The 22,404-nt window shown below is 37.6% G+C and carries 16 protein-coding genes; 5 read left to right on the plus strand and 11 right to left on the minus strand.

Going from position 1 to position 22,404, the window contains the following annotated elements; genetic code table 11:
* Nucleotides 1-13: 13 nt before the first annotated feature.
* On the minus strand, nucleotides 14-1,489 hold the full coding sequence (gene proS / locus RAH34_RS19455; protein ID WP_114821184.1) for a proline--tRNA ligase: 1,476 nt from the start codon (nucleotides 1,487-1,489) through the stop codon (nucleotides 14-16).
* 144 nt (nucleotides 1,490-1,633) lie between these two features.
* Here proS and RAH34_RS19460 point away from each other — a divergent pair, with 144 nt between their 5' ends.
* Entirely contained in the window at nucleotides 1,634-2,734 is a 1,101-nt protein-coding gene (locus RAH34_RS19460) for a prolyl-tRNA synthetase (protein ID WP_185144347.1), read from the plus strand.
* Between the two features lie 54 nt (nucleotides 2,735-2,788).
* Nucleotides 2,789-4,174, plus strand: a complete 1,386-nt coding sequence (locus RAH34_RS19465; protein WP_228411990.1) for an OmpP1/FadL family transporter — start codon at nucleotides 2,789-2,791, stop codon at nucleotides 4,172-4,174.
* 119 nt (nucleotides 4,175-4,293) lie between these two features.
* On the opposite strand, the gene RAH34_RS19470 is transcribed toward RAH34_RS19465, so the two are convergent.
* The 4 genes from RAH34_RS19470 to RAH34_RS19485 all read right to left on the minus strand — a co-directional run bounded on the left by RAH34_RS19470 (nucleotide 4,294) and on the right by RAH34_RS19485 (nucleotide 10,432).
* Nucleotides 4,294-5,946 carry a RagB/SusD family nutrient uptake outer membrane protein gene (locus tag RAH34_RS19470; RefSeq protein ID WP_306597222.1) on the minus strand — a complete coding sequence of 551 codons (1,653 nt, stop codon included), beginning with the start codon at nucleotides 5,944-5,946 and terminating at the stop codon, nucleotides 4,294-4,296.
* 10 nt (nucleotides 5,947-5,956) lie between these two features.
* Entirely contained in the window at nucleotides 5,957-8,698 is a 2,742-nt protein-coding gene (locus tag RAH34_RS19475) for a SusC/RagA family TonB-linked outer membrane protein (protein WP_306597223.1), read from the minus strand.
* A 280-nt stretch (nucleotides 8,699-8,978) separates the two neighbouring features.
* Entirely contained in the window at nucleotides 8,979-9,707 is a 729-nt protein-coding gene (locus RAH34_RS19480; protein WP_306597224.1) for a ZIP family metal transporter, read from the minus strand.
* Nucleotides 9,707-10,432: a class I SAM-dependent methyltransferase gene (locus RAH34_RS19485; protein WP_306597225.1), complete on the minus strand. Its 726-nt coding sequence runs from the start codon at nucleotides 10,430-10,432 to the stop codon at nucleotides 9,707-9,709. Before RAH34_RS19485 ends, RAH34_RS19480 begins: the two co-directional genes overlap by 1 nt.
* Nucleotides 10,433-10,569: 137 nt before the next feature.
* Here RAH34_RS19485 and RAH34_RS19490 point away from each other — a divergent pair, with 137 nt between their 5' ends.
* Complete coding sequence (locus tag RAH34_RS19490; protein WP_306597226.1) at nucleotides 10,570-11,736, plus strand: class I SAM-dependent RNA methyltransferase; 1,167 nt, start codon at nucleotides 10,570-10,572, stop codon at nucleotides 11,734-11,736.
* A gap of 769 nt (nucleotides 11,737-12,505) precedes the next feature.
* Here RAH34_RS19490 and RAH34_RS19495 read toward each other — a convergent pair.
* Together RAH34_RS19495 and RAH34_RS19500 are read right to left on the minus strand one after the other, a co-directional pair.
* Complete coding sequence (locus RAH34_RS19495; RefSeq protein WP_306597227.1) at nucleotides 12,506-13,312, minus strand: AraC family transcriptional regulator; 807 nt, start codon at nucleotides 13,310-13,312, stop codon at nucleotides 12,506-12,508.
* Between the two features lie 193 nt (nucleotides 13,313-13,505).
* Entirely contained in the window at nucleotides 13,506-14,519 is a 1,014-nt protein-coding gene (locus RAH34_RS19500) for an SDR family NAD(P)-dependent oxidoreductase (RefSeq protein ID WP_306597228.1), read from the minus strand.
* A gap of 208 nt (nucleotides 14,520-14,727) precedes the next feature.
* On the opposite strand from RAH34_RS19500, the gene RAH34_RS19505 reads away from it, so the two are divergent.
* Nucleotides 14,728-15,732: a glycosyltransferase family 2 protein gene (locus RAH34_RS19505; protein WP_306597229.1), complete on the plus strand. Its 1,005-nt coding sequence runs from the start codon at nucleotides 14,728-14,730 to the stop codon at nucleotides 15,730-15,732.
* A 185-nt stretch (nucleotides 15,733-15,917) separates the two neighbouring features.
* Here the strand turns inward: RAH34_RS19505 and RAH34_RS19510 are convergent, their stop codons facing one another.
* A complete protein-coding gene (locus tag RAH34_RS19510) occupies nucleotides 15,918-17,147 on the minus strand; it encodes an aminotransferase class I/II-fold pyridoxal phosphate-dependent enzyme (RefSeq protein WP_306597230.1) in 1,230 nt (409 codons plus the stop codon).
* A gap of 157 nt (nucleotides 17,148-17,304) precedes the next feature.
* On the opposite strand from RAH34_RS19510, the gene RAH34_RS19515 reads away from it, so the two are divergent.
* Complete coding sequence (locus RAH34_RS19515) at nucleotides 17,305-17,763, plus strand: Lrp/AsnC family transcriptional regulator (RefSeq protein ID WP_034695278.1); 459 nt, start codon at nucleotides 17,305-17,307, stop codon at nucleotides 17,761-17,763.
* A gap of 17 nt (nucleotides 17,764-17,780) precedes the next feature.
* On the opposite strand, the gene RAH34_RS19520 is transcribed toward RAH34_RS19515, so the two are convergent.
* The 3 genes from RAH34_RS19520 to RAH34_RS19530 form a co-directional block, all read right to left on the minus strand.
* On the minus strand, nucleotides 17,781-18,866 hold the full coding sequence (locus RAH34_RS19520) for a serine hydrolase (RefSeq protein ID WP_306597231.1): 1,086 nt from the start codon (nucleotides 18,864-18,866) through the stop codon (nucleotides 17,781-17,783).
* A 187-nt stretch (nucleotides 18,867-19,053) separates the two neighbouring features.
* Nucleotides 19,054-20,085 (minus strand): bestrophin family protein, encoded by a 1,032-nt coding sequence (locus tag RAH34_RS19525; RefSeq protein WP_114821171.1) that lies wholly within the window; start codon nucleotides 20,083-20,085, stop codon nucleotides 19,054-19,056.
* 207 nt (nucleotides 20,086-20,292) lie between these two features.
* On the minus strand, nucleotides 20,293-22,365 hold the full coding sequence (locus RAH34_RS19530) for a thiamine pyrophosphate-dependent enzyme (RefSeq protein WP_306597232.1): 2,073 nt from the start codon (nucleotides 22,363-22,365) through the stop codon (nucleotides 20,293-20,295).
* Between the last annotated feature and the right edge of the window lie 39 nt (nucleotides 22,366-22,404).

Consider the following 22,404-nt stretch of genomic DNA (forward strand, 5'->3'; position numbering starts at 1 on the left):
ATCATTAAAATTTTTAATAAGCTTTTGCAAATAATACACGTCTCTTAGATGGTTTTCCTGAAATTAAAGAAATTCCTTCTTCCACGTCATTATCCAAAGGAATACATCTGATCGTAGCTTTCGTTTCATCCTTGATTTGTTCCTCTTCTTCAGCTGTTCCATCCCAGTGTGCATAGATAAATCCACCTTTCTCTTCCAGAACTTTTTTGAATTCTTCATAAGTATCCACTTTTGTGATATTATTTTTTCTGAACTCAAATGCTTTGTTATAAATGTCCTGCTGAATCGTTTTCAATAGATCTTCGATATAAGAATCAAGTCCTTCAATAGAACGAACTTCTTTAGTCAGATTATCTCTTCTCGCAATTTCTACAGATTTATTTTCAAGGTCTCTTGGTCCCATAGCGATTCTTACAGGAACTCCTTTCAATTCATATTCCGCAAATTTCCATCCTGGTTTGTTCTGGGTATCATTGTCAAATTTCACAGAAATTCCTTTTGCTCTCAATTTAGCCTGAATATCTAAAGCCACTTCACTGATTTGTTCCAGTTGCTCTTCTCCTTTAAAGATAGGAACAATCACCACCTGAATTGGTGCAAGGGTAGGAGGCAATACCAACCCGAAATCATCAGAGTGGGTCATAATTAAAGCACCCATGAGACGGGTAGAAGTTCCCCATGATGTTGCCCATGCATGTTCAATTTTCCCTTCTTTGTTGGTGAATTTAACATCAAATGCTTTTGCAAAATTCTGACCTAAGAAGTGAGATGTTCCGGCTTGCAAAGCTTTTCCGTCCTGCATCAATGCTTCAATACAATATGTTTCATCAGCTCCTGCAAATCTTTCAGAAGGAGTTTTTAATCCTTGAATTACAGGAATAGCCATAAAGTTTTCAGCAAAATCTGCATATACTTTATTCATTTTTTCTGCTTCTTCTACAGCTTCATCTTTTGTAGCGTGAGCGGTGTGACCTTCCTGCCATAAGAATTCTGCTGTTCTCAGGAAAAGACGTGTTCTCATTTCCCAACGAACAACATTCGCCCATTGGTTGATCAGTATCGGTAAGTCTCTGTAAGACTGAATCCAGTTTTTGTAGGTATTCCAGATAATTGCTTCTGAAGTAGGACGAACAATAAGTTCTTCTTCCAGTTTCGCATCCGGGTCTACAATCAGCTTGGATGGATTATCCGGATCGGTTTTTAACCTGTAGTGAGTAACAACAGCGCATTCTTTTGCAAAACCTTCTGCATTTTTTTCCTCAGCCTCAAACAAGCTCTTGGGCACAAAAAGCGGGAAGTATGCGTTAACGTGACCTGTTTCTTTGAATTTTTTATCCATTTCATCACGCATTTTTTCCCAGATCGCATAGCCATACGGTTTGATCACCATACATCCACGCACGCCCGAGTTTTCAGCTAAATCAGCTTTTACAACCAGCTCATTATACCATTTGCTGTAATCTTCGCTTCTTGAGGTTAATTTTGCCATTATTTTTTAAAATTTTTTTAACTTTTGTACATTATTGTTATCTAAAAATAAAAATCTATTTTTGATAGATTTTTTTACCAGTATTTTGGTACATTTTTGGTACAGATTGCAAATATAATTTAAATTAAAAATTTTTACGTTATCATGAAAAGAAATATACATAAAAATTTGCTTGGTCTGCTAAGATCCAAAGGGATATTAGCTATATCGGGCGGATTATTACTTGTGTCTTGTGGTGCTCAGATGGGAGGGTATAGCGAGACAGATGGGGTGTATTACGACCCCAATAAGGATACGCTACCTGAAGGAGTTATCATTAATGATAGCGGAAACAGAGTAGGAGAATATTATGACTATTATCAGGATTCCAATGTAATTCAGAATGCACAGGCGAATTCCAGAGAGCAGCAAAACAGATATAATGACTGGAGTGGTACCAATACCAACTGGAATTCCAACGCTACAGACTCGGATTGGGGACTTTATGCAGGTTCTCAGACCAACTATTATGACAACTCATGGGGATGGGGATCTCCTTGGGGATGGTATGGTGGTTACAGCCCATATTGGGGCTGGGGTATGAACCGCGGCTGGGGCTGGGGTGCAAGTATGTCCTGGGGCTGGGGCGGATCGTTCGGATGGGGCTGGGGAGGCTCTTTCGGATGGGGAAGTCCATACTGGGGATACGGCTATGGCGGATATTATGATCCATTCTGGGGCGGATACTACGGAAATCCTTACTGGGGTTACGGAGGAGGCTACTGGGGTGGCGGCTACTACAACAGACCTGTTTACAGAAGAAGTGGTATCAGTGGAGGTGGATTCCAGAATACAGGGGTAGCCAACGCAGTGTACAGAACGAATACAAACAATTCGGGTTTCAGAAACACGAATAATAATGGTGGTTTCAGAGATACTAATTCAAACGGAGGTTTCAGAAATAGCAATGGCGGTTTCAGAGATGGCAATTCCGGAGGTTTTAGAAACGGTAATTCCGGAGGCTTCAGAAATACTCAATCTAATGGTGGATTCCGTAACTCTGCGCCACAAACAAGACCTAATTACAATTATCAGCAACCACAGCCAAGATATAACAACAATAATGGAGGCTTCAGATCTAATGATTCAGGAGGTTTCAGATCGAGTGGTGGCTTCAACTCCGGAGGAGGAGGCTTCAGAGGCGGTTCTTCAGGAGGCGGTGGCGGAATGAGATCCGGCGGCGGAGGCAGAGGAGGCTTCAGATAATTTTTCAAATTAATAAACTATTAAAAAATAATGTTAAAAAAATCTTTAGTATTAATGAGTATTTCTGCTGCATTTTATGCACAGGCTCAGGATGTTTCTGTCATAAGAAATACAGTAGAGGTTTATTCAAGTACTCCTATGGTGGGATCGGCTAAGTTTAATGCGATGGCTGGAGCTAATGGAGCGCTGGGTGGTGATGCAAACTCTTTGCTTACGAACCCTGCAGGTTTGGGAGTGGCTATTTCAGGAGAGGTTTCAGGAACTTTATCTATTTTAGGAAATAAAAACAGCACTTCTTTAGGAGGATCTACAATAGATTACAGCAAAACCAAAGGAGATCTTGGGAATGCGGGGGGAATAATTGCTTTTCCTTTGATGACAGAAACCGGATGGAAGTTTATCAATATTGGTATTAATTTTTCTAATCAGACTCTTGATAATGTAATTCAATCTCCGGGAAATAATAATGTGGTTTATGCTTTTGATAAGGATGATATTACCAAAGATGCGGCATTAGCAGGTCATATGTATGAAAGATACGGTAACTTGTCAAAGATGAGTTTCGGGGTAGGTGCCAACTATAATCATAATTTATATTTAGGAGCAGGTTTCAATTTTTTCAATGCTTCATTGGATCAGTATGATACTTTATTTTACCGGAACATTGCCAATGGCTCTACAGAAGCATTCAGTAAGCAGGATACTCCGTATTCAGAAAGATCTTCAGGTTTTTCTGCTTCATTGGGGGTAATCGGGAAGCTAAGTCCTAATTTCAGATTGGGAGCATCTCTTGAAACACCTACATTCTGGACGATAGACAGAAATTATTACTTCTATAATGATCCCGTTTACGGAGATGATATGGGAGCTGAAAACAGAAAGTTTACTTCACCGCTTAAAGCAACAGTAAGTGCTGCCTTTGTAGCGAGTAAAAACTTCTCGTTGAACGTAGACTATACTCTTGGACTTACAAAACCTGATTATAAAGTATATGGAGGTGCAGAAAGAGAGTTGAATGATTTCTTCAAAGACAACTACAAGAATCTTTCAGAAGTAAGAGTGGGAGCTGAGTACAGAGTACAGCAGTTCAGATTGAGAGGAGGATACTCTTACCAGTCAAGTCCTTTTGATGCACTTACAATCAGTAGATTTAATGATGCAGGAAGCGTTGGAGACCAGTCTTACAGCAACTTGATGCTAAGTGATAGAAATACACTTTCTTTCGGTATTGGATATGATTTCAAATCATTCTATATCGATGCGTCTTATCAGAATATTTCGTCTAAGTATACCAATCCTTTCATGAGAGGATATATGGGTGATAATTTTGATTCGTCCTATTATTCTGCTAAAAATACTTTCGAAAGCGATGCTTATGCTGTGAGTGATGTGAAGAACAATAGAAATAATTTCTTCCTTACTTTAGGATGGAAATTCTAATCTGATGCTTTAAGAAATATCAAAATATACAAAGGCTGCCCGAAAAATTCGGGCAGCCTCTTTTTTATTGATTTTTGTCTCCCATTTATATACAATGGAAAGTATACAATATCCATTTTTTAATCCGGATTCTGTACCAGATTAGGCTGTATCTGTATCTGCTGTTCCGGAATATATTCTACTACTCTGTTATGGGTATAAGGTACTGTGTAAAAGACGTTACTTCCACTTAAATGGGTGCCGGGATATTGCCTGTCGAGATCCAGTTTGTTTCTGAAAACATCATATCTTCTATGCCCTTCAAAAGCCATTTCCAACCTTCTTTCCTGTAGAACAACATCCAGAGCAGTTTGTCCTGCAGGAACTGAATTGTATACAGGTATTCCGGCTCTTGTTCTGATAGTATTTACGTCTGCCAGTGCTGAAGCAGTATTTCCTGTTTTTGCAGAAGCTTCAGCTCTGTTCAGATATATTTCTGCCAGTCTTATAATAACCGGAGACCATAATTGCGGAACACCTTCCTGTAATGAACATTTTAAAACATAAAATTTAGGATATCCGTTTCTTTTATCCATGTCATTATCCAGGTATACATAAGTTTTCCCACCGGTTGCGTTGATAAAATAATAGTTTGTTTTATTGGGTGCTGCCTCAGATTGTACCTGATAATTGATATTATTCATGGTGAAATAAGTATTTCCATTCTGCTGGAAAGTCTTTTGGAATTGATAACTGTAGGTGGCGGCACCGGATGAGTTGGTCCCTTTTTGTACCCAATAAGCTACCGGAACCGCCGGACTGCTATATTTTGGAGAAATAAACTTAATCCTTGCATCCTGAGGATTCTGGTTGATGAGATCCAGATAAGAGGAAGAAGCATACATTTCACCCCAGCCCACATTCTGTATGGTGGCATACATAGAGCCTATCGTATACCAGCCATCACTATAGTCTCCATCTTTATTATATTTAAATGCAAAAATGGTTTCTTTATTGGTTTCCGGAGTTTTGGTGGCATAAGCAGGTAGCTCTGCTTTGGACAGAAGCGTATATTTTCCGGAATTGATGACTTTATCTGCATATTCTATCGCTTTATCATTGTTTTCCATGTATAAATAGACTCTGGAAAGTAAAGCCTGTGCTGCTTCTCTGGATGCATATATATTATCTTTACCCATTGTCATCAGTTTTTCAGCCTTTAAAAGATCACTTAGCACCTGATTGTATATTTCTCCTACCGTGGCTCTTGCAGGCAAATCGTTGACATCGTCAGATAGCTTTAAAGGTACACCAGGATTGCCTGCCCCTTGACTATACGGTCGTCCAAATACATTAACCAGAGAAAAGTATACATAAGCTCTCAGGAAATAATTTTCACCGATCAGCTGATCTGTTTCTGTGTCTTTTCCTTCATTAATCTTTGATATAACTCTGTTGCAACCAATAATAGCTTTATATCCGGAATTCCAGATAATATTGGTGCGGGTATTGTTTTTAATACTTTTATAATTATAATAATAAAAGAATGAATCGGTGGTCGTTCCGCTGATATCAACATTATCACCACCGTATTCACTGATTCTGTACAGGTTGTTATAAAAGCCGCCGCCGTCAGCATCACCTTTAAGCAATGCATAATTTCCTAAGGTAATAGTCTGCAGCCCTGTTGCATCTGTCAGGACAACATCAGACTCCTTTGAATCATAGGGTGAGCGGTCTATATTACATGCCGTTAATGACAGTATGAGAATGGGAATAAGTATTTTTTTCATAATTAATTTTTTAAAAAGAAAAGTTTAAGCCTAAAGAAAATCTTCTTGGAATAGGATAGATAGCTCCTGCATTGCCAGAATATACGGTTTGATTATCATCTCTGAGACCTATTTCCGGATCAACTCCGGAGAATTTGGTAATGGTGAATAGATTTTCACCCATAATATAAATATTCGCCGATTTTATTTTCATCTTTTCCGTTAGGGATGCTGGTAAATTATATCCTATTCTCAGGGATCTTAATTTGATAAAGCTGGCATCTTCAAGATAACGTGAAGAAGGCTTATTTGTTAATGAATTATTGTTGTATACAGCAGCCGGATGGGTTGCGATATCTCCCGGCTTTTCCCATCTCGTCCATCCATCTTTCAAGACCATCTGGTTGTAATACGGATAGGCACCGTCCGAATCAAAATATTCCCTGTACGAGTTATACACTTGTCCACCCTGCGAAAAATAAAGATTTGCGGCAAGATAGAAATTTTTGATTGTCAGATTAGTGCTTACAGAGCCATAATAATCTGGCGTGGCAGCTCCTACTATCTGAACGGTAGCCAGGTTGTATTTTGAGGTTGCACTTTTGCTGCCGTCCGGATTAATGACCTCCCATTGTGCTTCACCATTGTCCGGATTTACCCCCAGCCACTTTCTCATATAGAAAGAAGTGACGTCATATCCTGGTATGGCAGCATGGTAATTATCTAATACCTGTGTACCATTATTTCGCGTTGAAAGGATACTGTTTTTATAAGTACTGATATTGAATCCAAGATCCCAGCTGATATCTTTTGATCGTATAATGGAATAATTTACATTGAACTCCCAGCCTTTGTTTTTGACATCACCAATATTCAGATACTGTCTTTCAACACCTGTCAGTGATGGCAGAAGGACCAGCATCAGTAAGTCTTTCGTTTTATTATTAAAATAATCAATATTTAAAGTCAGTCTGTTATTAAATGCCCTGATGTCTGTACCGATATTATTCTGATAGATAGATTCCCAAGTGAGTCCGGGGTTTCCAAGCTGGTACCATGTTGCTCCTATCTGTCCATTATATTTCTGTGTTAATGCATATAAGTCCTGCCATCCGTAGTCGGGATATGGTGTATTTCCCACTAGTCCACGGCTGGCTCTAAGTTTCCATTCGTTAACAGGTTTTACGTTGAAAAACTTTTCTTTATGAATATTCCATCCTACGCTGTAGGCATAGAATAAGCCATTTCTCTTGATGCCGCCGAATGCAGAGGATGATTCGCTTCTTAAGGATCCCTGGACAAAATATTTTTTGTCATATACATACTCTGCGTTAAACAGGAAGGCATTATAGGCACGGTCAATTTTTCTTCCTGATGGCTTTTGTCCTGTGGTTGCACCGGTATTAAAAATATCTGTATCCGGTACCACTCCATAAACCCCTGCCTTTGATTCTTTATAGTATTTATCTGTATATTCATATGCTGCTAAGGCATTGATGTTATGATTTCCAAAATCTTTGTCAAACCTCAGCATCTGGTTGAAAAATTTGTTGATGGTTTTCTGGTAAGACTCTGTAAGTTCACCTTTATTGCTTGTCCCTGCTATAGATCTGGGATCCACATATTCAGTTTTGTCAAAGTTCCTGTAGGTGATGTTGTTGGTGGTGATGAATTTCAGATAATCGGTAAACCGGATTTCAGCATCCATATTTCCTATGAGATCAAGCTGATTACTTTTGCTATAGTTCCATTGTAGGTCATAAAGATAGTTGCTTTTATCCCTTCCATACCAATCTGTGTAATCCTCATCCACCCGGATCAGATTTCCATTAGCATCTCTGGGATTGTCCCATGGCATATTAAGGTACATCTGATAGAGGGAAGCCTGAGTATCTTTTCCCGTGGTATATGATAAGCTGACTTTGGGTTTCAGTATCAACCAGGGCTTTATGGTTTGTTCATGATTAATTCTGAATGAAAGCCTGTTGTATTCATCTCCTTTTATTGTTCCGGTTTCATTATAATAATTTCCTGAAATATAAGTTTTTGAATGGTCTGACCCACCTTTGAAATCAATAGTATAACTTTGTACAACTCCTGTTTGTGTACCGCCTTTCAGCCAGTTGTAGCCATCGTTTCTAAGAGTTTTAGGGATTTCAGGTGCCCCTTTTAATGAGGTGAAATAGTCATACAGCTGCGTTCCGTTCATAAGTTTGAAACGTCCATTGTTAAATACATTAAACGAATTATTAAGAGATGCACTTAATGTCCCTTTTCCTGAATTCCCTGATTTGGTAAATACCTGTACAATACCATTGGCAGCTTTAGAACCATATAAGGCTGTTGAAGCTGCATCTTTTAAGATATTAATACTTTCAATCTGATTGGGATCCAGATTGGGCGCATAGGGCATTACTACACCATCCACTACCCAAAGGGCAGAACTGGGACCATTAATAGTAGAATTCCCCCTGATCTTTACAGTGGCTGAGGAACCGGCAGCCCCGCTATTGGGCATAACCTGAACTCCGGCAGCTTTTCCCTGCAGAAGGCCGGATACGCTTGGAGTGTTGGAATCCTGAAGTTTTTTGTCGGAAATAACAGAGACAGCGGCTGTAAGACTGGATTTTTTCTGTGCTTTGTAGCCAATAATTACAATGTCATCAATTTTTTTTTCTTCTAAAGAATCTGTTTTCTTTGTGGTCTGGGCTGCTATAAAACCTGTCATTAAAAAAAAACAGACTGATGTCGTTAAGTTTTTTTGTTTTTTCATACAATTTTTAGATGATGGTAATGTCGCTAATGTACAAAAAACAATGTATTAATGTTACGTGTATGTTAAAAAATGTTAAACAATGTATTTTTATTTAATTTAATATGTAAATATTTAATTTCTATTTAATTTTTCACGTAAAATATTTTTTAAAAAACAAATTTTAACTTATTTATCTAAAATGCTATGGGGTAAAGATCAACGGGTATGATGGGAAAAAAATGAATTATTAATACCGGCTAAAAATGAAAAAGCTCCGAAATCCGGAGCTTTGTTATGATTAATGAGAATGAGCAGTGGGATGTTGATGGAAAAGATGCATCATCAATGCAAGCGAAACTCCTAAAACAACCAATCCGATTTTTACCCAATCAATATTGTGATTTTTATTGCTTTCAAAAATGATCACGGATGAGATATGAAGGAAAATTCCTCCTACAATAGCCAGGAAATAAGGCTGAAGGTCCGGATTGAAATAATTTCCTAATAACATTCCCATGGGAGAAGCCAGTGCGAATAGGGCTACAATGAGAATAGAAGGATAAGATGAAGAACTTTTTGATTCCCCCTTTCTGTTAAATAAAAATGCTCCCAGAATAAATGAGATCGGAAGATTGTGAAACACAATTCCCCAAAGGTAGGGTGACATTTCGTGCTGCTCATTAGCCAAAGGAATCCCTTCAATAAAAGCATGAATGAATAGTCCTACCATTAAAGCAACGGGAAGAATATTATGTTCACTATGATGATGGAAGTGTCCATGCTCAAAACCTTTGGTAAGCGCTTCCAGAATCATCTGGAGAAGAACTCCTGCAATTACAAATATCCCTAGACTATTGCTTCCTGCAGAGGTATAGACCTGAGGGAAGACTTCGTTGAGACAGATTGTAATCAAAAAACCGGCACTTAATATCAGTAAATTTTTAGCCAGTTTTTCTTTTTTACCAAAGTGTTTTCCCAGGAATACTCCTGTTACGACACTTAAAATCAGTAAAAGTACTGTTGTCATTATTTTTTCTTAAATAAATTGATGCATCGCGGGGAATTTTCTTTCTTAAATGCATTCAGCTGATAATCTCCCCAGATTTTTATTCTTTCAAATCCACATTCCGAAGCATAGGCATGAATGGCTTCCAAGGTATGAAGTTTTACTTTTTCAAAGAAATGAAACGGCTTACCGTCAGCCTCAAAACGGATATCTTTGATGACATGTCTGCCCTCAATTTTCTTTAAAATTCTGAACTCAATATCGCCTCGGGTTATTGTGGTTTCAGGAACTAAGGTATTTCTTACAAATTCTTCATTCAGATAGTCCAGAACAAAATATCCTCCTGGTTTTAAAGCATTGTAAACCGATTGGAATACTTTCTTATCATCACTTTCATTGTCAAAATACCCAAAACTTGTAAATAAATTGAATACAGCATCCATCGGATCGGCATCAATAGGGTTTCTCATATCATGAACTTCAAAAAGCAGCGTTTGATTTTCGTACTGTTTGTCCGATTCAATACTTTGTCTTGAAAGATCAAGTCCCAGAACATCATATCCTAATTTGTTAAGAAAAACAGAGTGTCTTCCTTTACCACAGGCAAGATCTATGATTTTCGACTGAGGCGGAAGCTGAAGGTCCGCTGTGAGCTTTGTAATGAAGTTTTCTGCTTCTGTATAGTCTCTGTTGCTATAAAGCAAATGATAATAAGGGGTATCAAACCAAGATTCAAACCATTCCATAATGCAAAAATAACTAAATTTGTGCGGTTAAAAGCAAAGTATTTTACAACATTAAGAGATTGAAAAATTCAATTGGACAAGAAGTTGGATGGTTAATCTTTTAATTTTTAAAGCTTTAAATCTTTTAATTCAAACTTATGGATACAGAAAATATTAAAATACAGATAAAGACATTCTTCGGATTGGAGCAGATTCTGGCAGAAGAAATCAAAAAGTTGGGCGGAAGGAATGTTGAAATTAAAAACAGAGCAGTTAACTGTGAAGGGGATCTTGGTTTTCTTTATAAAATCAATTACTCTGCGAGAACAGCATTGAAAATCCTGGTACCGATTCATGAGTTCAAAGCTTTCAATCAGCACCAGTTCTATGACAGATTGTTCAAATTTGAATGGGAGAACTTTATGGACGTTGATCAGTCTTTTTCTATTGATGCTACGGTCAATTCTGAAACGTTCAAGCATTCTCAGTTTGTGACTTTAAAAATGAAGGATGCGATTGTGGATTATTTCCAGGAAAAATTCAAAAGACGGCCGAATGTAGAAACGAGAAACCCGGATATCAAATTCCATCTTCACATAGACAGAGAATTGGTAATGATTTCAATGGATTCTTCAGGAGATCCTTTGTTTAAAAGAGGGTACAGAAGAGAACAGGGGGAGGCACCTATCAATGAAGTACTGGCAAGTGGAATGCTTCAGCTGGCAGGCTGGGACGGAAAAGGAAATTTCCTTGATCCGATGTGCGGTTCCGGAACATTACTGATTGAAGCCGCAATGATTGCGATGGATCTTCCGGCTCAGATTTTCAGAAAGAGATTCGGGTTCCAGAACTGGAATAACTATGATGCAGATTTATTTGCAAAAATCAAAGAATTCAGAATTAACAGAGTGAGACAATTTGATGGAAAAATTGTTGGATATGACATTGATGCAAGAATGCTGAACGCTGCCAGAATGAATGTAGAAGCAGCAGAAATGGAAGATGTTATTGAAATTAAAAAACAGAACTTCTTTGATTCCAAAAAAGAGCTTTTCCCTTTATTAATGGTATTCAATCCTCCATACGACGAGAGAATTTCCATCAATGACGATGATTTTTACAAGAAAATAGGAGATACCTTTAAAACGCATTACCCGAATACATTAGCATGGCTAATCTCTTCTGATCTTGAAGCTGTGAAGAAAATCGGTTTACGTCCTTCAAGAAAGATCAAACTTTTCAACGGAAAGCTGGAAACAAGATTTTTACAGTATGAAATGTATGAAGGAACGAAGAAAATACATAAACTGGAGGAGAATAAGTAGGATTAAAATAATAAACTGATGTCCTGGAATTTTTTTGATCTGTTAGATACTCTATTTAGTGTATCCGGGCTGTTTCAGAGTGGTTCAACATCATCACGTTTAAGCTCCGATCGAAAGAGCCTGAATTATGATGAAAAACCTCAAAAGAAAGAATCTAAGAGATCAAAATACTTCACAGAGAAAGTAAGTGCCTTAGCTTTGGTATTGGCAACATTTTCTTTTTTTATTGTTTTTAAAGATCCTTTACCTGTACAAAATTATGCACAAACTTTAGTGGTAGCTTCTTTAATAGGAACTGGTATTTCACTTATAGTGTTTTTTATTTTGCACGTTTTGGAACTTTATTATTTTAAAACGCTGTTCAAGCTACTTCTTTTCAGTTGTTCCGTAATCGCTTTTTTTGTTTCGGCAGTATTATATATCTACTTTAGATCGGGATTTTTTATATAATAGGACAAAATAGTGTGAAGGAACGAAGAAAATTTATAAATTGGGAGATAATAAATAATAGCCTCTGAGATTAGAAATGTCCTGGAATTTTTTTGACATATTTGATGTAGTTTTTGATTTATTCGGTCTGTTGGCTTCTGAATCAAAATCGTCACGTTCAAAAGCACCTTCAAAACCTGAAAGAAAAGCTTTAAATCATAATATAATATCTCAAAAGAAGGAACCAAAAGATTTAGATACTTTAAAGAAAAAATAACTTCAGGAGTTATTAAGATCATAAAAAAATAGGTTGTACCAACGAGTGTACAACCTGTTTTGTTTATCGTGCCATGGACGGCGCAAAACCATACTGTTTTTTAAAGGCGTGTGAAAAATGGGAGAGGTCTTCAAAACCTACTTCCAGAAAAACATCAGAAGGCTTTTTGTTCTTTTCTGATAAATGATAATAGGCCAGTTCAAGACGCTTTTGCGTAAGCCATCGTTGCGGAGTCGTTTGAAAAATCTTTCTGAAATCTCTGTTGAAAGTAGATAAACTCCTTCCTGTCAGATATCCGAATCGTTCCAATGGCATATTGAACATATAATTCTTCTCCATAAAATTGATCAGATCTACTTTTCCCGGCTCATCAAAATCTGCAAGTAAAGTATCAATATCCGGATCAATCTCTCTTAAAATACTGATGGCTTCAGTGATTTTCAGATGGGCGATGTTTTCAGGAAACGGACCTTCTATATCAAAATAAGGAATGAGAGAAGCCAGGCAGCTGTTCAGGAGCGGATGGCTGCTAAAACTGTGAATGGTAGACTCTCTCTGTCCGTCTTTCCTTTTATAATTAATGGAGCTGTAAAAATTCTTCAGCCGTTCTGTGGTAAGATGCATTGCTACGGCTTTATGTGGAAGTCCGTCTTTGGGGTAATTGATAATTGTGGCAAGATGATTTCTCGGAATCAGAAAAATATCTCCTGCTTTGAACAGATAGGTTTTATCTGCCTGAATAATTTTCGTTTCTCCTGATATGAACCATACCAGCATATGATATTCAAAAACCGTTTCCGTTTTGAAGAGCTTGTCGTCATAACTGGAAATTTTGATATCCGGCGTGAGGTACTGTATCTGGAATTCCATTGTCAAAAGTTTTTCATTACAAATGTATTTAAAAACGGTGACTATATATAATTTTACGCTTTGTCATTCTGACGAAGGAAGAATCTCATATAAAGCTTAGATTCTTCATTTCACTGCGTTGCATTCAGAATGACAGCGTCATAATAATAAGAAAGCAGGAATTGTAAAATGGGATATAATTGCCTAAAAACAGTTATTGGGTTTTAAACTCAAATCCCAGCATTTCTTCGCTTAATTTCCATAAACGTTCAGCATTGTTTTTATCAACAGAGTAGGATTGTACTCCCCGAATGGTTGCCGGTTCATCAAATCTATGTTCAATTTGTCCTTTGTCTATTTCAGCAATATCACAGTTTTCGCAATAAACTCCTCCTATTTCGTTAAGTTGAGGGCTTACAGCGCACCAGATTGTTGTGGCAGCTCCTTGTGGAATGGTTTTTAATCGGGCTTCCACTTCAGGTTTTATATTTCCGTTTTCATCGTGGGTTCCCAACTGTTTAAAAAGTTCAATAGGTTCTTCTCTACCCAGATCTGTTCCATAGACAGAACCAGGGTGAAGGGAATACGCTCTGATATTGAATTCTTTTCCTCTCTTGTCAAGTTCTACGGCAAACAGATTACAGGCTGTTTTGGATTGTCCGTATCCGGAAAGGGTATCGTAATCTCTTTTTTCAAAATTGGGATCTTCAAAATCAAAAGGTGCCATTTGGTGGCCATATGAAGAAACATTGATAACTCTTGCACCATTTGCTTTTTTCAGAGCGGGCCATAATTTTGAGGTAAGATGAAACTGTCCAAGGTAGTTCGTTGCCAGTTGAGATTCAAAGCCTCTGCTGTCTCTACGAAGGGGAACCCACATTATTCCTGCGTTATTAATCAAAAGATCCAGACTTTTACCAGATGCAATAAATCTTTCTGCAAAAGCGTCAATAGATGCCGGATCCATCAGATCCATTTTTTCAAGTTCAAAATTTTCAATTCCGGTAAGGTTTTCCCTTGCTTTTTCGATATCTCTTGCGGGAATAATAACATGCGCTCCGGCTGAAACAAGAACTTTTGTGGTTTCAAGTCCAATTCCTGCATAACCACCGGTAATGATGACTGTTTTTCCGGTAAGATCTATTCCTTTAATAACTTCCTGAGCTGTTGAAGATGCATCAAAACCTGATTGAATAGGTTGTTGCAATGTGCTGATTGTTGTTTCCATGTTTTATTGGTTTAAATTTCTATAGCAAAATTAGGATGGATTTTTCGTGTTTATTTTGTTTAAAATGTCAAATGACTTGGCTCAGAATTTCATTTGTAATCTCCATGTAGTAAGGCAGGTAAAATTCCCGATCGTTAATTTATCTGAATAAGCTGTTAAACTGTTTGTAGGTTGTTCTGCGAATAAGTAATTTTGAAAAATTTTCAATTTGAAGCCTACTATTTCTATTGTCGTTGCCATTTACAACCGAAAAGATGAACTTTTTGAGTTGTTGACCTCTCTTACTCAGCAGACAGATAAGGAGTTTGAGATCATTATTGTGGATGATGGTTCTTTGATCGATCTGAAACCTACCATTGAAAATTTTCATGGAATCCTGGATATTAAATATTTCAGAAAGGATAATTCAGGTCCCGGACTGACAAGAAATTATGGAGCAGCAAGAGCAGCCAATGAATGGCTGGTATTTGTAGACAGTGATGTCATCGTTGAAAAAGATTATATCGAACATATTAAAAATGATATCCTTACCATTCCTTGTGATGCATTTGGAGGGGCAGATAAAGCGCATAAAGGATTTAATCTGATGCAGAAGGCTATTTCGTATTCTATGACTTCTGTTTTTACAACCGGGGGAATCAGAGGGAGCAAGAAAGCTGTTTCGAAATTTCAACCCAGAAGTTTTAATATGGGGGTGAAAAAGGCTGTTTTTGAAAAAGTAGGCGGATTTTCAGAGATGAGGATAGGTGAGGATCCGGATCTTTCCATGACGCTTTGGGAAAATGGTTTTACCACTGCTTTTTTTGATGATATTGCTGTATATCATAAACGTAGGGTTGATTTTGGGAAATTCTCCAAGCAGGTCTACCAATTTGGCTGTGCAAGACCGATTCTTAATCAGAGACACCCCAATTATGTGAAGATTTCCTTTGCATTTCCTACCTTATTTATGCTAGGATACCTGATGGGCTTTCTGGAGTATTTTATAATGGGAAGAGGAGTCATCCTTGCTTTCTACGGATTGTATACCTTTTTGGTGCTGTTTCACGCTTTATTGTTGACTAAAAATATCAGCATTGCCGGTATGGCGGTTATTTCCACCTATATTCAGATGTTTTCCTATGGATATGGTTTCCTGAAATCCTGGATTCTACTGAATGTTTTCAGAATGAAGCCTGAGGATGCTTTTCCGCATCATTATTATAAGAAATAACAAAATCGTTGTCCGCAAAAGAAAATTCAATAGGAATGGGCTTTAGCCCATTTATCAAATAAATAAAATCTTCCAATGGCTTTAGCCCAAGCCTATAAAAGATTATACGAAACGTTTGTAATTCAATATCTAGACAGATAGATAAAAAAGGCTGTTTCAAACGAAACAGCCTTTTTACAATAAAATTAGATGGTTGAAATGTTTTCATGGTGGTTAAGAACTCCTACTTTCAGCATACATTCCTTCATTTTATGATAAGTTCTTTTGATATCGTGGTCCAGACCAATGGAGAATCTGATCAGTCCGTCAGAAATCCCTATGGAAGCTCTTTCTCCTTCCGGGATTTCAGATGAGGTAGATTTTCCTGAGCAAGAGAATAAGGTTTTATAGAATCCTAAACTCACGGCAAGATACCCCAGATTTTCTGTCTGCATCAGCTCCATCAGTTCGTTTGCTTTTTCTGTTGTTCCGGCATCCAGAGTTAGTAATCCTCCGTATCCGTATTCTTCATGAATCATACTTTTCATTAATTCATGGTTTTTATGAGATGGTAAGCCGGGATAAGATACTTTTAAACCATCTTTTTCGAATCTCTCAGCCAGATACATAGCATTGTGGCTGTGTTGCTTGATTCTGATATGTAATGTTCTCAGATTTTTTAAGATACTTGAAGACCTTAAACTGTCCATCGTTGGACCAAGAAGCATACAGGCACCGGAATTTACATTTTTGGTGTCATCAATAAATGCCTGAGTTGCACAATATACTCCTCCTACCGTATCACTGCTTCCGTTGATGAACTTTGTTAAACTGTGAATCACTACATCCGCCCCAAATAATGTTGGAGAGATTGAAAGAGGAGAGAAGGTATTGTCTACAATCAGCTTCAGGTTGTGTTTTTTACAGATTTCGGAAAGTTTTCTAAGATCTGCTACTTCAAGAAGCGGATTGCTCACACTCTCACAATAAATAACTTTAGTATTGGGAGTGATTGCTTTTTCTATAGATTCAAAATTATTGATGTCAACAAAAGTAGTCGCTACATTGAATTGAGGGAAAAAGTTTTTAAGAAAAGCATAAGTTCCTCCGTAGATGGTTTGGCTGGAAATAATATGGTCTCCACTTTTGCACACCTGCATCAAAACGGAAGTAATAGCTCCCATTCCGGATGCTGTAACGTTGGCAGATTCTGTGTTTTCCATCTTGGCAAGAGCCTGGGCCAGATACAGATTCATCGGTGATGAGTGTCTGGAATACAGATAACATCCTTCCGCATTTCCTTCGAAAGTATCAAACATGGTCTTTGCAGAAAGGAATGTATAGGTAGAGCTATCAGAGATAGAAGGATTCACTCCTCCGAATTCACCAAAATACTGAAGATCCTGGATCTCATTGGCTGCGTTAAAGTTTTCCATAAATATTGTTTTTATTTTATAGTTCCAATTTGCATTAATTTCCTAATAATTACAATATAAAATTGAATTTATAGAATATAAAACTGTAAAATATTGCTTATTTAGAAAAAATATTTAGTATCTTCGGTATTATTAAATTTTTACCAAAAAAATATCTATGGAACTTGACGAAACGGATAAGAAACTGTTACTTTTTTTACAGGAAGATTGTAAGCAAACCACCAAAGAGCTGTCCGGTAAGCTTGGATTGTCGGTTACAGCAATTTATGAGCGTGTAAAAAAGCTTGAAAATGCTGGGGTTATTTCAAAATATGTAGCCTTACTGGACAAGAGTAAAGTTAAGAAAAATTTTATCGTTTTATGTCATGTGAAGCTAAGTCAGCATAAAAAGGAATTTGTACTACAGTTTGAAAAGGAGGTGATGGATCTTCAGGAAGTGACAGAATGCTTCCACGTAAGCGGAGACTATGATTATATCCTTAAAATTGGCGTGAAAGATATTGAAGACTACCGCAGTTTTATGCTGACGAAACTTACAACGCTTCAACACATCGCAAGTACGCACAGTTCTTTTATGATTTCCGAAGTGAAAAATACGACGGCAATCATATTATAGATAAATTTCCCAGTCAGTTATTGATCTGCTTTGGTTATTTTATCAATGAAATAATGAAGTCTTTTAATTTCTGCTCTGCCTTTATTTTTATCATTCAGAAAGCACGTGGTTACAATGACCATTTTTAAATCAGGAATGACGCATATGAGCTGGCCGCCATAACCGGTTGCTACGAAAGCCTGATGCCCGTTGGTTTTTCTTCGCCACCAGTAATAGCCGTATCCGTTGGCATCCGGCATGACATCCCAGGTATCCAGTTTTACCTGTTCAGAAGTAGATTCCTGAATCCATTTTGAAGAGACGATCTGTTTGCCACTAAATTTTCCGTTGTTGAGGATCATAGTACCGAATTTCAGCATGTCTTCAGGCTTCATAAACATTTCCGAACCTGCGATATTCCTGTTCATGGAATCTGTATCCCATCGTGGAGTATTCATCTTTAATGGCCTGAAAAGATTTTCTGTGGCGAACTGTTTCAGATTAGTCTTTACGATTTTGGCTAATGCTGCGCCGAAAAGATGGGTTTCACCACTGTTATAATTGAAGACTGTCCCCGGATATTCTTCAAAAGGAAGATCCAGTACAAATTTTACGGGATCACCGGAAAACAACATAGCTGTTGAAATTTTTGAATTTTCAACCCAGTCAAAACCACCCTGCATGGTCAGCAGATTTTTTAATGTTAATGTATTTCTGATAGAATCATGAGCTACCTTTCCTTCAATATTGGAAATGTTTTTGAAACTGCTTCTTGATATATTGTATTCCGGAAGAATTTTTAAAACCGGAGTGTTGAGGTTAGGAAGTATATTTTTATCCTGTGCAATGCCTGCCAGCACAGATACGATACTTTTGGTAACAGATTTTATACTGAAAATAGTCTCTTTATTGGCTCCATGGAAGTACTGCTCATAAATTACCTTATTGTTTTGTGAAACAATGAAAGATCCCAGGGAAGGAATGCTGTCATTAATTTCTTTGGTGAATGAGTCTGCAAATTCTTTAGGCAGTTCCTGGTGGTAGGCCGCCTGGGACTTCACTTTAGGGCAGAATAGGGTAAGACATAGTATTGTGATAGCCTGCAGAAGTTGCCTGGATTTCATTGTTTACAAAAGGAAGGATAAAATTATTAGTTGACGAAAAAAGTAAAAGCCAAATCAATTCGGGGGAATCAATATAGCTTATGCTTTCAATGCCTCTAAATTAAGAAAAACAATGAACTTTTTGAATACGTTTTAAAGTTTTTGCAATGATTTTGATAAAGTTTAAGCCTTTAAAGTAACTAAGAAATTAAACCAAAACTCCGTTTTTGGAAGAGATAGGATCAGGAAGCTCTGTTTCTCCGCTCATCTGAAGAAGATCTATTTCAATCGTTCTACAGATCGAAAGCATCGGAACGTCAAACATTAATCCTGCAAAAGGATTTTCAGAATAATCTCCTACCAGTTCCATAATGATATAAATCCACCCGATGATGATGCAGAAAGGAATGGAAGTCCAGATTCCCCAATCGCCAAGCTTTGCAAACTCATTCACTAATCCCAATGGGAGCAGCATAATAAAGAGAATATTGAAAACAAAGGCTGTGCTGGCAAACTGTCTTGGAGAAGGAAACTTTTTGATTCTTTCTGCCTGTCCCTGAAAATTGTAGAATTCATTCAGGCTGTTTTGAAGCTGGGTCTGGTTGAATTCTGTAATGGCGTTCATGTTTTTCAGCTCATTGATATCTTTTGCCTGTTGGGCAACCAGATAGGTAGCAAAGTTTTTATAATCGTTTTTAAGCTCATATTCTTCTTCAGAAAGATATTTGTGAAGGAAAATAGGAGCTCTTCCATAATCCGGAAAACCTGCCTTGATCAATCTGTTTCTTCTCAGGTTGATATTCCCGAATTTGTTATTTTCTGTGCTGATGTGCTCCCATTCTGTAGGTACCAGAAGTTGCTCACGGAAAGTATATAGCCATGCAATATGACGGTAAACGATTCTTCTCTTTCGGTCTTCAAGATCAAAAACTCCAATTTCTTCATTTTTAGTATCGAAAGCATACACCATAGAAGCAAAGGAACGGCTGGAATTCACAATTCCACCCCATATTTTTCTGGCTTCCCAAAGTCTGTCATAGGCCTGGTTGTTTTTAAAACCCACAAGGAATGCTTCTGCTGTACCAATTAATGCAACAGGAACCCATGGAATGGTCATCCAATGCCAGTTAAAGAAATAAAATAAAACAGCAATCAATGTACACCAGATAGAGATAAGGATAAGATGTACACCGGCAAGATTGAGAACCTGTTTATAATTGACGTATTTGGTTGTGATCATAAAGATGGATGTGTTTTACGTATAGAGACAAAATAAATACCAAACTGGGATTAATAGTATTTCGTAGTACCTCTCAGATAATGGATAATTGTGTTTTGTTGGTTGATAATCGACTAGAATTGAGATTGATAATCTTAAATAAAAGTAGTGAAAAAAATGCATAAAAAAACCTCTAAATATTTTTAGAGGTTTTAAGTTTATATGAAATTAATATTTCAGCATTTCTTCGATCTTATTGCTGAGCTTCTCAGCATTGGGAAGCATTTCTTTTTCCAGAACCAGATTGATCGGAACAGCAGGTACATCCAGTGATCCCATCGTTTCTACCGGAGCATCAAGATACTTGAAGCAGTTTTTAGAAATACGATGCGCAAATGCTTCTGCAAAAGAATTGTTGAGTTGCTCTTCTGTAAGAACGATACACTTTCCATGCGCTTTTACTCTTTCAAAAACAAGTTCTTCATCCAGAGGAATAAGCGTTCTTAAATCAATTACTTCAACTCTTCCATTGAAATTCTTGGCTGCTTCTTTAGCCCAGTAAACTCCCATACCGTAAGTAACCACTAATAAAGTTCTGCCTTTTTCAGTTTCATCCTGATCCGCTTCAATGATTACTTTACCTTTTCCGAATGGAAGAACATAGTCTTCAGCAGGTTCTATCGTTTTAGCATCTTCAGTTCCCGGAACTTTACTCCAGTATAATCCTTTATGCTCCAGCATTACAACTGGGTTTGGATCATAGTAAGCTGCTTTTAATAACCCTTTAAAATCGGCAGCGTTACTTGGATATGCTATTTTGATTCCTTTGATATTGGCTAAGATGCTTTCAACACTTCCGCTGTGGTAAGGACCACCACCTCCATAGGCTCCGATAGGAACACGAATGATGTTGCTTACAGGGAATTTTCCCCCGCTTAAATAACTGGATTTTGAAATTTCCGTAATTAACTGGTTGATTCCCGGATAAATATAATCTGCAAACTGAACCTCAACAATTGGTTTTAGTCCAACAGCACTCATTCCCGCTGTAGACCCAATGATATAAGCCTCCTGGATTGCGGTATTGAAAACTCTTTTACTTCCGAATTTTTTTCCTAATGTTACCGTTTCACGGAAAACTCCACCAATTCTTTCTCCTACATCCTGTCCGTAAAGAAGAGCTTCCGGATGTTTCCACATCAATTCCTGTATTGCGTGGATGGCAGCATCTACCATTACAATTTTTTCTCCGTTGGCAGGTTCACGTGTTCCTGTTTCCTCTGTAATGGGAGTAGGAGCGAAAACGTGCTGCATTACGGTTTCGGGCTTTGGATCTTCTGCATTTTTAGCCTTTTCGAAAGCTTCTTCTGCTTCAAGACGTGCCTTTTTAGTGATTTGCTTTAAAAGATCTTCGTCTACACCTGTTTCCAGTAAATATTTTCTAAGGATTTCTCCCGGATCTTTAGCTCTGTGTTTTGTTAAATCTTCTTCATCTCTATAGAACTCTCTTCTTACTCCTGAAGTGTGATGTCCAATTAATACCGTTTTTGCACATACAACCAACGGTTTTCTTTCTGTTCTTACAAAGTCTACGGCTTTTTTCATGGCTTCAAAGCTTTCCACGAAATCAGTTCCGTCTACTCTCATTCTGCTCAACCCGGTAAATCCGGCTACGAAATCATAAGCGTCACAGGTTCTTGCTTCGTCTTTTGTTACAGAAATTCCCCATTCGTTATCCTGAACCAGGAAAATAATAGGAAGCTGGTGTAAAGCAGCAAACTGTAAAGCTTCACTCACTTCACCTTCAGTAACAGAATTATCTCCAAGGCTACAAACCACAACAGGGTTGTTTTCAAATTGCTGAAGGTTGAAATCCTGAATGTATTTTATTCCCTGTGCCACTCCTGTCGTAGGAATAGTCTGCATTCCTGTCGCAGAACTCTGGTGAACAATTTTGGGTTTGTTTTCATCCCTGCTTGAAGGGTGTGAGTAATAAGATCTTCCGCCTGAAAAAGGATCATCAGCTTTAGCCAGTAATTGAAGCATCAATTGGTACGGTTCAAAACCTATTCCTAAAAGAATACTTTCGTCTCTGTAATAAGGAGAAACCCAGTCTTCCTTCTTTAGCTGATAGGCTGTTGCAAGCTGAATAGCTTCGTGACCTCTGGAAGTACTGTGAACGTATTTGCATACATTTCTGTTTTCTTCGTAAATGTCAGCCATGGCTTTGGCCAGCATCATATGATTATACGCTTTGAGTAATATATCCTGAGAAACTTTTTCGTGAAGTGCATTTTCCATAGGAAGCAAATATACACAAAAAAACAAAATACTAACAAC

This window comes from Chryseobacterium sp. WLY505 (assembly GCF_030846215.1).
In the GTDB taxonomy this organism is placed as follows: domain Bacteria; phylum Bacteroidota; class Bacteroidia; order Flavobacteriales; family Weeksellaceae; genus Chryseobacterium.